Below are 14,348 nucleotides of genomic sequence, written 5' to 3' on the forward strand. Positions count from 1 at the left end.
CCCCTGTGTTAGCTCGTTAACTGATCTTTGAGCCAATCATACATTTCATACGTTTCTGTGATATTATCCACTTGGCAATGAGAAGAACCCGGACTGCTTTTCGGAACAATTTTTAACCATCTTGGGCAAGTTAAATCATTGTATACGTTATAGGCATTATCCACTGTATTTTGGCGATCATCTTCACCATGAATAATATAAGTAGGCATTTGAATCTTTTCAGCCATTCCGCGAAGATTATAATGCTCCAGTTTCGCTCTTGCAGCTGGCATGTCTTCCACACCAAAAATATGTTGTAAAATCTTTGCTAAAGGGTGATTGTCAGGTCGTTTTCTCCAAACATCGTTATAATCATAAACAGCTCCCCAAATTGCACACGCTTTAAATCTTGGTTCAAATGCTGCACATCTTGCTGCCATATAGCCACCCATTGATACGGCCATGATCCCAATTCGTTCCGGATCGACATCTAAATTGTCAACGGCCCATTCATATGCAGCTGTTCCCGCAGTATTATAATCATGTCTTGAATGAATATTGTGAAGTCGCAATGCCCCTCCTTGACCAGGTCCATCAAGTGCTAAAAGAGAAATACCTCTTTGATTTAAAAATTGTGCAGGTCCATAGTATAATTCTTCCGCTGTTGAATCTAAGCCACCAAACATGACCATTAATGGTCCTCTTTTTTGTCCAGGTGCTTCAAAGAAATATCCTGGAAGAGATGCTTGTTCAAATGGAACGTTAACAGCCTTTGGTGGAATGTCTAGCAATTCTCCGCCCTTTCTAAAGGAGTCAACCGATTTTAAATAGGTTGGTAGTTTTCGATCATCGTCTGGTTGTAGGAAAAATTCAGCTGTACGGAAATAGTTTGCTGCACGCAAATAGCCTGCACGAGCAGTCTCCTTATGACCTTTATCCATTGCATCATTTGCTGTCGATAATGACTTGTTACCAGCGTTCATCCATTCATTATGAAAACTATCAAAGTCACCGAGCTTCATCCGACCGGCGGCATCTAAAATCTCATTTACTTCACCGCCTCCAAAATAGGATTGGCTAATCATTCTTACTATTTGATAAGACCACATGTAGTTTTCAGGGAAAAAGTGCCACATCTATAAAACATCCTTTCTTTCAATCTGAATCTGTTCAAACTGCTTATCTTTAGGAAATCCATTTGCCACAAAAACAAAAAACAATCTTTAAATCTCGAATATTACTTAATAATTTTCCCGGATTTATCCCATGGCATTTCTCTGCCCCAAGCATCGTTTGGATTTTCTGGAAGGCTCCATCTGTAAGGACCAAAATCAGGTGCAAACACTAAATGTGCTCCTGCATACAACTCAAAACGATTTCCGCCCGGCTCATCAACATAGAAGAAAAAACCTTCGGCTAGAGCATGACGAGTTGGTCCACCCATTGCTAGCTCGTAACCGCTTTCGATAATGTGATCGGCTGCTAATAAAACCTCTTCTCTACTCTCAACTGCGTAACAAACGTGATTGAATCCGCCTGGCTTTCCATTGTGAGATTTTAAGAAAGCAATATCATGAGAAAGATTTGTTACAGAAAGCCAAGCACCGATTTCAGGACTTCCTGGTTCATTTGCATCTAAAAAGATTCCTTCATTATAACGGAATCCGATATTTTGATAGAATTCACGATCTTTTGTCACATCATTACTATGTAGGGTAATGTGATCAATACGACGTGGAGAAATTCCGCGTCCTGGATTTTTTTGCGGACGGTTTTTCCATTTACTTTGAAGTGCTGCAGGTGCTTCATAAACTTCTACATCCCAGAAGATTTCCTCTAAATGACCATCAGGTGACGTAAATTGGTACGCACGACCATGTCCTAAGTCACCTTCAATCCAGCCAATTCCTTGACCCAGCTTTTCAATCTGAGCTGCTGCTTCTTCAAGAGCCGCCGGACTATCAGCACGCCAGCCAATATGACCAAGACCAGGTTCTGCCCCCTCTGTAATCTTTAAACTGTGGTGATAATGTTCACCCCATGCACGGAAATAAACGGAATTCCCCTTTCTCCCTGACTCCTCTAAACCGATAATATTTTTAAAGAAATCTGCTGATTCTTCTAATTTTGGGCTGATTAATTCAACATGAGCTAAATGTGAAAAATAATGTGGATTTTTATACATAACGTAACCCTCCAATAATAAGTTTTTTAAAAGCAGCCTTGTAAAAGCTGTGTATTTAACTTAATTATAAGGAAGGTTATTTTTGAAAACGTTTACTTTTTTATGAAAAATCATACCGATTTTTATCTTTTTCTAAATATTTATATAAATAACGAATGTCATTTTCTTCCACGAATTCATATCCTTCTACCCCCTCTTTTTTCCTTCGAGGAGTTGTAAAAGATGTTGATTGCTTCTTTCGATATTGATGTGGTGTTGTATGAAACGTATCTTTAAATAACTTATGGAATGTGTTTAAGTTAGTAAACCCACACTCCATTGCGATCTGTATGATGGGTAAATCTGTTTCTAATAAATAATAAAGAGCATGTTCGAGCCGAATTCCATTTAAATATTTAAGAAATGTTTGCCCCATATGCTGTTGAAAATATCTAGATAAGTATGGAGGAGTTAACTGCTCGGTTTCTGCTAGTTCTTCTAATGTAAGAGGATGCATGTAATGTTTCTCTATGTAGTCAGTAATTCTGTTCATACGTTCAATATTTTTTTTACTGGTTTGTTTTAATTCATGTTGATTTTTCATCTTGAAGTCCGTAACAAGATGATAGATTGTGTCCAATAGAAGTGAATGAACCTTTAAATCATAGTTTTCCTTTTTTTGTTTTACTGTTAGACATAACTGAGCGAGCAATGTTCGAATTTTATTAAATTGCTGCTGATTTTCATGGAGAAAAGATTGGCATTGAAATCGTTCTTGTTCTATCGTCATATAGCATTTTTTTATAAATGAAATGGGAATTTGAACAATCAATATCGTATTCTCTTCATCTGATTCAACTCCGTGAACTTCATTACTATTAATAAGCAGGAGGTCATTTTCATGTAAGATACAATCTTCTCTTCCAACGTAAACGCGCACCTTCCCCTTTAACACTAATAAAAACTCAATTCGGTCATGCCAATGCATGGCTACGTATTTCACCGTTGTCATTAGTAAGAATACGGGTACTTCTTCGTTTACGACGACGCTTTCGTATGGGTAGTTCATATGACTCCCTCCAATTTCACTTTATCTTTTTAGTGTGATTTTGCGAGATTGAAATATTATTATTTTTTGATAAACATCCATTAACTTTAACACGTTTATAATAGAAGAAGAAGGTACTAAAACTTATTGAAATTTCAAATTCGCAGAAAACTACTCTAAAGTAATGGAGTTAATAGGGCTTTAAATATCTAGCCCTTTTAAAAATACTTTATATTACAAACGAAATGCAGTTATCATTTGTTTTAGGTCGTTAGCTAAACTATTCAATTTTTTTGCTGTAGATGCAACATCTACCATAGAATTACTTGATTCTTCTACTGAAGCCGTAGTTTCTTCTATTCTAGCTGCAGACCCTTCTGAAATAGTCAATACTTCAACTATTGATATATTTATTTTCTCACTACTATTCGCAAGATTTCCAAGGGTAAGAGAGATATTTTTAACATCACTTTCCATAAACTAAAAGAGAATGCTCTATTTACTGAAAGTCCGCCCTGTTGAAGTGATATGATTTTTCCACTATTCACTTCTTTAAATATACAAAATAGTGAGTTGGCCACTAATTCTGTTTCATTTGGTATATTGCTCACAATCATTTCCACCTTTTGTTATTCTGATATTTCTATTACAAACCCAGTTACAAGCATGAGAAGATTGATTTTAGATATTTACAAAAAAATCCCTACCTATAGGTAAGGATTTCTTTTAAACTCCTATAAAAGATTATACAGGTCTGGGCTGTTAGCTTTTCTCACTTAATTCTCGCACAATTTGTGGATGAATCTTATCTATTTTATAAAATGATGTCGCTATAATTTGTAATACTGAAACTAAAATTGGTATAAAGAAATAAAGAAAATTAATTGAATTTACAGCTGACTCTGTAACGTTCTGCGCATCATAGCCTACGAAAGCCAATACATAGCCTACTACTGCCCCCCCGATTGCCATACCTACTTTTGTTGCAAAACTATACCCAGCATATAGAGTACCTTCAGTACGCTTTCCAAATTTCCATTCATTGTAGTCTACTGAGTTAGCAGTCATACTGAACACGGAACCAGCAGATAAAGCATTAAAAAGATTTGCTATAAAATATATGGTAATAAAAAGTACTTGGTTATCAGCAAATAACGGTAAAACTGCAAAGCCCAAAATAAAGGTAATCTGAGAAATTATATTTCCTTTACGAAGTTGAAATTTTTTCAAGTATACCGGCGTTAGAAATGATGATACGAAAACTGCGACGTAAAATAAAGACAATAAAATAGAAATCATCGCTGGATTTTTTAGCACTTGCATACAGTAAAAGATAGTTATTGATACAATTGCTCCAATTTTTATAAACATTAACAGTGAGAAGATAACTGTTGAAACCCAAGGACCATTCTTGAATGCAGTTTTATATGTTTCAAGAATGCTACCTTTCTCCCTAGTTACAGGCTTTTGTTCAACAAAACGTTCTTTACAATTTTTCACTATAACTAAAAAGGAGACACTGCAGATTGTCGCAAAGATAATAGTGGTCCATAAAAAACCTTGTTGCTGATTGCCACCGCCTAAATAACTAACTAAAGGCAGCGTTCCAACTGACACTAATATATTTCCCAGTGCCATCCCACCCATACGAATACTTGATAGTTGATTTTTTTCATTTGAATCTCTAGTCATAAGAGGCATTAAAGCTCCATATGGAATATTTACAACTGAGTATAATAATCCACAAATAATAAATGTTACATAAGCATAGATAATTTTAGTTGTATCCGAACCATTAACTGTCGTAAAAGATAATACATAAAAAACACTCAATGGAATGATCCCGAAAATAATATAAGGTTTTGTGCGTCCCCATTTAGAGTATGTTCGGTCAATAAACCCACCAATAACAGGATCTATAAATGCATCAAGTACTCGTGAAACAAGGAATATAGTCCCCGTAGCAGCAACTGGAATAAAAGCTACGTCTGTATAAAAATAAAGTAAGAAGCTTCCAATAACTCCCCACATTAAATTAGAAGCAAAGTCACCAAAACCATAACTAAATTTTTCCTTAATGCTTAATTTTTCTGTTTCAACTGATATCGCTTGTGTATTCGTAACTTTTTCAATTTCCATTACTATTCCCCCTTTATTTTAAAGGTCAAAGTTAGTTTATTTTTTCAAAAGATTAATAGTATATTATACTTTTAGCTCATACACTCTTTAAAAATATAAGTAGCAACCCCATTTTATATAGATTTTACGTGCCCCTTTTTAGCAATCGCTTACAATAATGTATTAAATATTTCTTGTTTACCTGCTTTAAAACTTTATACTCCTTCCTTAATTACTTTTTACGTATACGCTTACATTCATTTTAAATCCTTTCCCAATCTAGTCCCTCTTTATAATTAACTTAATATATATATAATTCTATCCAAATCTTTAATTAATTTTGGTCAAGTAAGAACTGGTTAATTTTTTTGCTATCATTTTTAACCACTTATCATTATTAGGTTTAATTAGTTATTATTTTAAAAGTTATATCATTACAGGCTATGTTTTTGGGACTTATACATAAAGTTTGATTACCCATGGTTAATATATAGGTGTTTAGAATATTATTCCCTTCTTAAATTAAGAAAAGAAGCATATTTCACTAAAAATGGCCCCAATATTATATCGGGGCCATATAAAACATATAAAATTTGAAAGGGGATTTTCACTAAGTGATTTTTTAATCAAGATTTCAACTGTTTTACTTATACTAATGATTAATAGTTTTTCCATTTTTGTATGCAGCAACCCCAGTCATAGCTTGAGGCGGGTTCTTTCCTTCTAAATCAAGAACTGTCTTAAGAAGAGTTTCAGCCTCTAGCACACTATTTTTTACGATTTGCCTCTCTGGGAATTTAGTATAATCTAATAGAAAATCTCTGAGGATACGAAGGGATTTAGGAGAATTATGAAAAAGCTTTCCTAAAGTCTTAGCAAATCCTACTACGTTATTTGTATAGTTAACTCTCTGATTATCAAATTTTAATAACCCATCATGAAGATCATTTAAATTAGAAAGATCGACACCTGCTAAATATTTTCCCAAGAAATATCCATCCTCAAGTGCCATTCCCGCACCATAGGCTGCATATGGTGAAGTAGGATGGGCTGCATCTCCAAGAATTGTTACACGTCCTTTTGACCAAGCAGATAAAGGATCTCTGTACTTTATAAGCCAGCGGAATAAGTTTTGTGAATTAGTTGCCATAAGAATTTCTGGTACTGGATAAGCAAAGTTTCTTAATTTTTCACTAATATATTTAAGCGGATCACTCGGTTCAGGCTGTTCTTCCGTGCATGGTTCCACGAACCACCATTCAAAACAGTTTTTTTCATTATATACAAGTGGTGAATAACCAAATTGATGTAAATCACTGTGGTTTAAAACAATTTCATTTCTATCTGGTCCTTCTAACTCGGACCAGCCAAGCCATACTGCAATTCCTAAATGTTGTAATTCTGATTCTCCCCAAAGTTGCTTTCGTACTAGAGAATTTACTCCGTCAGCTCCGACTAATAAATCTGCTGTATAAGACTTTCCATCCTCAAAAAGAATGTTCACTCCATCAGCATCCTCTTTATAGGAGATGAATTGATGATCAGTTACAATCATTTCTTCTTGAATCTTGTCTAACAGTCGCTTATAAAGGTCAGAGCGCATGAGACCCGCCATCCACCCTGAGACATTTGCTTTGTTTAATAAATCCTTATCAAATTGTTGTAGAACTCTTTGATGACCATCATACCGTCTAAATCTTTGAGTATCAGTAGTTGCCAAGTCATCTGCATAAATTCCATAACTGCGTAAAATATTAATGCCAATTGCATTAAGAATAATTGCTCCTCCTAGAGGTTTAATCTCTTTATGTCTTTCAAATATTTTAACGTCAAAACCTGCCTGAGTTAGAGCAATACCTGCTGATAATCCACCTGGTCCTGCTCCGATAATAGCTACTTTTTTTCTTGGTTTATTGTTACTTTTACTCACCTATTTCACATCCTTTAAAGTAGTATAAATCATAAATAAAACACCAAATAATCTTAATAAAAAAAGGAATGAATAACCCTCACTTTTTTGTAAGCGTTTTAATTATAATTTTAAACAACTATGATATATTAAACATTCATATTTTTATTATAAAAATTATATTTTTTTAATATTCAGAAATATAAAAAGGGAATGTAGTGAGAAAATTTGCTATTTATTAATCCTATATGCAAATAAGCGAGAGCTAAAATTGCTCCCGCTTTTACTAAAGGAATTTACACTAAAAGAAGTCTTCTCTTATGTGGTTTTGTACCAAAAACTGTATCTATTGATGGAGGTAAATAAGAAGCACTATATAAATAACTTACTTCAATATCATGGTAACCGGGTTCAAGGCCACCTTCCTTAGATACGGTTAAAGTAGCAGGCTCTAACAGTCCCCAATGGACATCTCCAAGCGTTGCCATTTCACTTTGAGTGTAAGTTATACCACTGATAGTCCATTTAATTTGTTCTCCAGAAAATGTTTCTCCATCTACTTTTACCGTTGCTGGGCGTAACTGTGAAAGCCAAAGACCTCTATAATATAAAGACCTAATATTCACTTGGAAACCAATTACTTTTCCATCACTTTCTACGTTTCTAAATCCTCTAGATTGGATACTTTCTTTTTCTAACATGATATATTCCTCCTTACTCTCCTAATATCTTTTTCATCATGATATGATGCTTACGTACTTGCTCAGGAGCTGTTCCTAAAACACCTTTATTAGGCCCTTCATATTCACTTACCATATAACCATCCCATTTATGCTCAACTAACGTATTAAGTATCTTTTCATAAGGAATTGTTACTTCCTCAAACTCATCAGATACCTTAATAAATTTTGCATGGCAACAATAAATATAAGGTAAAAGTGGGATAATATCTTCAACTGGGCTGTGTTCAGATTCTGGCATGATGAAATCATCAGGACCCCATTCATCCTTCGGTAATCGTTCTGTTTGAAACACACCAAAGTCCATACATAAACCAAAATGTTTTGTTCCTGTCTTTTTGATGAATTCAACATAATCATCAACCATTTTTGATTTTAGTAGTGTCGGTGGATGTATTTCTGGACACATAACAACATCATACTTTTCAGCCATAGGCAGTGCCTTTGCAATAAATTCTGACCAATTTTCTACGGGTGTTAGAGTTTCATCAATTACCCCTAATTTTGTTCGAAGAACCTTAAACCCTAGCCGATTAGCAAGTTTAAAATCTTGTATTAGCATATTGTAAGATTCTTCAGTTGTAAGCTGTCTTCCCTCAAACAAACGAGAATCTACCCAATGACCATATTCAGCAGGCACGATATCATATTTCTCAATTAATTTATCCCATTTTTCAAGCCATTCATTACTTGGATTTGGATATCCTTCGATATGTGCGTTTGCAAGAATTTCTAATCCTCTAGCACCCATATCATTCATTTCTTTAAACATATCTTCTAAATCCATCGTTACACCAAATTCCGCGGCATAACTATAAAGAGAAACCCCTCTTTTTGGTTTTCCAACCTTATTTAATTCAGTACTCATATTTCTTCTCCCTTCTGACTCTCTTTTTACTATTACTATCTGAAGTTTAAAAGTTTAAAACTATGGCTTTCGCTTTAGTACTTAACGATATGCTACTATTTTCTACCTTTTAACGTCTGATTACTTGATTTTAAAACTCATATCCTATTTATTCTCTTTATTAAAACTTTATAACTTCACCAGTTTCAGCTGATTTATAAATGGCTTCCAAGATTTGTGTAACGACAAGTGCTTGCTCTGGCTTAACTACTGGTTCAGTATCATTTAAAATACAATCAATCCATTGCGTTGCTTCAGCATCACGTTGTTCTAAGGTAGCACCTGCAAACCCAAATACTCCACCAGCATCTGAAGGCTGTGATTCCACTAGTTGGTTATACTCAGCCTTGTTGAACACTGTATATCCCTGATCCATAAAAGCTTTACCAAACATTTCAGCTCCGCCTTCTGTTCCACAAAGTGTCACTTGAGCTTCTTTCGGATTAATCATATTTAATGCCCATGCCGCTTCTAAATAGATTGTTGCACCATTTTCCATCTTAATAAAACCAAAAGCAGAGTCTTCTGTTTCAAAGGTATCTGGATCCCAAGGTCCAAACATATTCCCCTCAGGTTTATCTTTTAATTTCTGATAAGTTGATCCAAACACACTCTTTGGTTTGTAGTTATCCATGAACCATAATGTTAAGTCTAATGCATGAGTACCGATATCGATTAATGGACCCCCACCTTGTTTTTCTTTATCTGGGAAAACTCCCCAAGTTGGTACACCACGACGTCTAACAGCATGTGCCTTTGCCATATAAATGTCACCAAGTCTATTTTCCTGACAAGCTTGATAAGTAGCTAATGAATCTGCTCGAAAACGATTTTGATAACCGACCGTTAACTTTTTACCAGTCCTTTTTGCAGCATCTAACATTTTCTTTCCTTCTTCATAGTTAATAGCCATTGGTTTTTCACACATAACATGCTTTCCCGCTTCTAAGGAGTCAACAGTAATATAAGAATGTGAAATATTTGGAGTTAGTACATGAATAACATCGATACTGTTATCTTTTAATAATTCTTTGTAATCTTCACATACAAATGCATCATCTGTTCCATATTCTTTAGCAGCTTGTTCAGCTCTTTCCAACTCAATGTCACAAAAAGCTACTAATTCCACTTTATCCTTTAGTTTTGCTAGAGCTGGAAGGTGTTTTTGATTAGCTATCCCGCCACATCCAATAATACCTATTTTTAATTTTTTCATTTTAGTTCCTCCTCTATTACAAGATCAGTTGATCTTAATAGGTTTTTAATGTTTTCGCTTACATTATTATCATACAGCTTATTGATTTCCTTTCCCTCTCATTATTTATCTTTGAAGTTGTAGATTTTCGTCATAACTATAGAAGATTTTTAATAGATAGTAATAAGGATAAATATTTATATGTTATTTTTAACCTCCGGATAAAATGCATAAAAAGTTTCTTAAAAAGTATTCAAACAAGTATGTACACTATTCACAAAAAAAAAGAGGTCAAAAATCCTCTAGTGATTTTTAACCTCTTTTACTTTTACTCAAATAATAAATTTAATTCAAATAATCTTATCTCGTGTGGATTAAGTTTTCCTTTTAATTCGATTCTATTATCTTCTACTAGATTATGCTTTACATTCATACTAGGTATACAAATTTCTTTTAAGTATTTTATTTCATCAGGCTTCATGTCTTCCACTCCACCAAACTTCAACCATTCATCAAGTACACTACCATGTTTCCTGTTTAATTTTATTTCTTTTATACGGTATTTTCCATTTTTAATGCCTTGTATTTCTACTGAAAGATCTAAAAGATCAGTATCCTCAAAGATATCATTTTGCTGTTTTATTCCCATACTGCCTTCTGGATGTAGATAATAGGAAAAATCGAAATGTTTATAGTTAAAACATAATAATTGATATCGATCACCGGACTTTTTAGTAACAACATAGTTTTCACCCTTAGAAACAAGAATCTCACCCAATTGTTTTAAAAGGACAAAGGCATGATAACTAGGTTTTTTTATCCCATTCTTTGTTAATAGTCCTGCTCCCCCATAAAGAAAATTCTTTGAATCTCTGTAATCACTAAATAAATCAGATGTTAACCAGTAACCAATCATGTTAATTTTATGTTGAGCTAAGTTATCAATAATATTCTTAACTAAATAGGTTGCTTTATAACAACTATCATTTAAAAAATTGCGGTTGGAAATCGATAGATTCCACTCGGTAACATTTAATTCTAATTCTTCCATTTCAGCCATTATTAACGATTTCTTTACTTGATTTAGCTTTTGGTTAATATAGTTAGGATTAGAGGATTGAAGGTTTCTTATAGGGATATGATTTTTATCCGTTTCAAGCTCAATTGGATATAAATAAATTGAGAGAAAGTCTGGCTGTATCTTTTCTTTTTTCCATTGCATTAGAAGCAAATCAAGTTTATCTCCTTCTAAATTCATACTCAGACCACACCCACCAACCTTTGCAGAAGGAACAAGTTCGTTAGCAATTTTTTTAAACATGCTAAATACTTTATAATACTCTTCAAACTGGTTAGGTTCTTTTAATATATTATTATTTATATTCTCCAAAAATTCCCTTCTACCTTGTTCACCCGGAACTACAAAATTCATGTTCGGCCTCCAAATTTCGAAGTACCATGTTTCAACTTCCTCAATTCCAAAACGATCAACACATTGTAATAAAAAAGCACGAGCTATATTTCCCCACTCTTCTAATGTTTTGTTGCTGATTGTTTGAATAATAAAAGAATCTTCTATTGTCTTTGATAATATCTTTGGTTTAGGACCTAGTTCAATAAAGGGTTTTAAATTATTTTTAACTAAGAAATCTAAAAGCTTATTAGTGTTTGTAAAATTATAACTTACTTTATCCTCTGACCGATCTTCAACAAGCATATCATCCCCAAATATCCCCCAAAACCTCGCATATTTAAATCCTAGTTCATTTTGAAGAAAGATAATTTGTTCTTGCATATCAGAATTTAATAAATCTTTTGCATACCCAACATTAATCAATTTATTCCAATACTTCATAAAAGCATTCATCTTACCCATTTTTATAATCTGCTTTTGTTCCTTTGCTGGAGTTTCTACTTTTGCTTGGATAGGTGCTTTGGGAATATTTTCAAGATATTGCTCGAGTTCTACTAAAGCAGCTCTAGTGTCTTGGTTATCTTCCTGAGAATCAACTTCTACTTTATCAAGAGTGTTTTTCTTTCTATAATCTAATGGTTTTTGTTTATAGTATTCTTTAAATACACGGTTAAATGCCGATAAATTAGGAAAACCATTATCTAGAGCTACCCTGGTAAGCGGTTTCACAGAATTTGTTAATTCATTAACAGCATGAGCCAGACGAACTTCGTTTAAATATTGTGAGAAAGTTTTTCCTGTTCGTTTTTTGAAAAATTTAGACAAATATGGACTAGAGATGAAATGCGTACTTGCAACTTCATCTAAAGTAAGTGGTTCCGAGAAATTAACCTGAATATATTCCAAAATATCGGTTAATCTATCATTTTGTCCTTTGGTACTCATTTGATTTTCGAATTCTAAATGCTCTTTATTCTTCAAAAGTCTTGAAGTGAGGATTGAACTTAATTTATATGCTTTTTCTAATATTTCTAGTTCTGCATTATTTTGTTTTCTTTTTATATAAATCTGTAATAACTCTTCTATCGTAGACTTTATTTCCTGACTTAAGTAACCATGATTATTGATTTCTCTGTGGAATACTAGGCTTCTCTGTGTTAAATGGGAACTTAATTCTGTATAGTTTAGATGTATAATAACAAACAAGTTATCCTTATCTGATTGGAATGAATGAAATTCGTTAGAGTTAATTAATAGAATATCAGATTGACTCATTTGATATTGTTCATTACTAATTTTCACTTGTAATTGACCCTTTATAACATAAACTAATTCTATGTCTCTATGTGCATGTTCCAAACTAGTTTGATTGCTTATTACTGATAAAGTAATGAGATTAGAATCATTTGAAGATTGGAAAGCTTGTTTATTAGTCACTTCATTCCCTCCTCCAAAAGCAAAACTTAATTATCAACTAATATATCATATTATTTTTCCTTTCAATAGTAACTCTCTCAATATAACCATATGTACTAGGTTAATATCAGTTAACTAATTAAGTTTTGTATTATCAGCAAATTATTGTCTCTTGTACTTAAATACATTCTTTACTGTTTCTGAATTCTTACTAGTGATGCAGCACCTATTATACCTGCATCATTTCCAAGTTGGGCAAGCTTTATTTTTGTACTAGTTCTAACATGCGGAAATGCAAACTTTTGAAAATAGCTCTCTACTCCTTTCAGCAGCATTTCTCCAGCAGACGATACTCCACCCCCAATAACTATTCCTTCTGGGTTTAATATGTTGGCAATACTCCCGCACGCTAGTCCTAACTTTGCATCCATTACATAAAAGTAATACAGGTGATCAAAACCACCTGTATATTTGGTATATTTCTATTTATCAAACAAATAATATAAGAAATTTCGATTATTATTTAAAAATTATACTAAATATTGCCCTAAATAATTTTTACTTATTATTATCGAATCTTTTTTGGACTTTAGCGAATCCTCGAAAGCCTTGTCTTCTACTTCAATCACTGCATATCCGAAGTATCTTATATCTGTTAAAGCGGATACATATTTACCCCAATTCACATCACCAAGACCAGGTAATTTAGGTGAGATATATTCAAGTGGTGTGGCCATAACTCCAACATCATTTAACTTATCTTTATACACTTTTATATCTTTAAAGTGTATATGGAAGATACGATCTTTGAATTCATATATAGGCTTTAGATAATCCATTTGTTGCCAAACAAAATGAGAGGGATCATAGTTTAAACCAAAGTTTTTATTTGGTATGATTTCAAATACTCGACGGAATATAGCCGGTGTCGTCATTAGGTTTTGTCCTCCCGGCCACTCGTCGTTTGTAAATAACATAGGGCAATTTTCAATAGCAATTTTGACACCAAGCTCTTCAGCAAAATCAATAATGGGCTTCCATACTTCTTCCATGATTACTAGATTTTCCTCGACTGTTTTCTTTTGATTTCTCCCAATGAATGTATTGACCAGGTTCACATCAAGCTTTTTTGCTGCCTCAATACACTTCTTGATATGAGCAACATAGTATTCGCTTCTTTCTTTATCCTCATCAAGAGCATTTGGATAATAAGCAATTGCGGAAATTTTTATGCCCTTAGCTTCTGTATAGTTTGTGATGTAATCAACATCTAAGTTATCAACATCAATATGTGTTACTCCTGCATATTTGCGAACAGCTTTACCTCTCGGCCATGCACATAATTCAACACAAGTAAAACCATTTTCTGCTGCAAAATCAATGACTTCTTCAAACGTACAACCATCTAGAATTGCACTGTTAAATCCTAGTTTCATAAATTCATTCTCCTTTTTTTGC

At 33.5% G+C, this 14,348-nt stretch carries 11 protein-coding genes and 1 pseudogene; all 12 read right to left on the minus strand.

What is annotated here, in order from left to right:
* Window positions 1-8: 8 nt before the first annotated feature.
* The 12 genes and pseudogenes from BK577_RS23030 to BK577_RS23085 all read right to left on the minus strand — a co-directional run bounded on the left by BK577_RS23030 (window position 9) and on the right by BK577_RS23085 (window position 14,326).
* Window positions 9-1,115, minus strand: coding sequence for an alpha/beta hydrolase family protein (locus BK577_RS23030; RefSeq protein ID WP_078435080.1), 1,107 nt, complete (start codon window positions 1,113-1,115; stop codon window positions 9-11).
* A 101-nt stretch (window positions 1,116-1,216) separates the two neighbouring features.
* A complete protein-coding gene (locus BK577_RS23035; RefSeq protein ID WP_078435081.1) occupies window positions 1,217-2,164 on the minus strand; it encodes a VOC family protein in 948 nt (315 codons plus the stop codon).
* A 100-nt stretch (window positions 2,165-2,264) separates the two neighbouring features.
* A complete protein-coding gene (locus BK577_RS23040) occupies window positions 2,265-3,212 on the minus strand; it encodes a helix-turn-helix domain-containing protein (protein WP_078435082.1) in 948 nt (315 codons plus the stop codon).
* Window positions 3,213-3,425: 213 nt separating this feature from the next.
* Window positions 3,426-3,668: a hypothetical protein gene (locus BK577_RS23045; RefSeq protein WP_078435083.1), complete on the minus strand. Its 243-nt coding sequence runs from the start codon at window positions 3,666-3,668 to the stop codon at window positions 3,426-3,428.
* 285 nt (window positions 3,669-3,953) lie between these two features.
* Window positions 3,954-5,330, minus strand: coding sequence for an MFS transporter (locus tag BK577_RS23050; protein WP_078435084.1), 1,377 nt, complete (start codon window positions 5,328-5,330; stop codon window positions 3,954-3,956).
* A gap of 631 nt (window positions 5,331-5,961) precedes the next feature.
* Complete coding sequence (locus tag BK577_RS23055; RefSeq protein WP_078435085.1) at window positions 5,962-7,239, minus strand: FAD-dependent oxidoreductase; 1,278 nt, start codon at window positions 7,237-7,239, stop codon at window positions 5,962-5,964.
* Window positions 7,240-7,514: 275 nt separating this feature from the next.
* The gene (locus BK577_RS23060) at window positions 7,515-7,919 is read right to left on the minus strand and encodes a C-glycoside deglycosidase beta subunit domain-containing protein (protein WP_078435086.1); all 405 of its coding nucleotides are present in this window, start codon (window positions 7,917-7,919) and stop codon (window positions 7,515-7,517) included.
* A 13-nt stretch (window positions 7,920-7,932) separates the two neighbouring features.
* Window positions 7,933-8,826 carry a sugar phosphate isomerase/epimerase family protein gene (locus BK577_RS23065; protein WP_078435087.1) on the minus strand — a complete coding sequence of 298 codons (894 nt, stop codon included), beginning with the start codon at window positions 8,824-8,826 and terminating at the stop codon, window positions 7,933-7,935.
* Window positions 8,827-8,986: 160 nt separating this feature from the next.
* Window positions 8,987-10,081, minus strand: coding sequence for a Gfo/Idh/MocA family protein (locus BK577_RS23070; RefSeq protein ID WP_078435088.1), 1,095 nt, complete (start codon window positions 10,079-10,081; stop codon window positions 8,987-8,989).
* Between the two features lie 307 nt (window positions 10,082-10,388).
* Window positions 10,389-12,911, minus strand: a complete 2,523-nt coding sequence (locus tag BK577_RS23075) for a GH39 family glycosyl hydrolase (protein ID WP_078435089.1) — start codon at window positions 12,909-12,911, stop codon at window positions 10,389-10,391.
* A gap of 170 nt (window positions 12,912-13,081) precedes the next feature.
* A pseudogene (locus BK577_RS23080) lies at window positions 13,082-13,309 on the minus strand (ROK family protein); the annotation flags it as partial.
* 111 nt (window positions 13,310-13,420) lie between these two features.
* Window positions 13,421-14,326, minus strand: coding sequence for a sugar phosphate isomerase/epimerase family protein (locus BK577_RS23085; RefSeq protein ID WP_078435091.1), 906 nt, complete (start codon window positions 14,324-14,326; stop codon window positions 13,421-13,423).
* Window positions 14,327-14,348 lie beyond the last annotated feature (22 nt).

The sequence above is a fragment of the Metabacillus halosaccharovorans genome, assembly GCF_002019635.1.
GTDB lineage: Bacteria > Bacillota > Bacilli > Bacillales > Bacillaceae > Metabacillus > Metabacillus halosaccharovorans.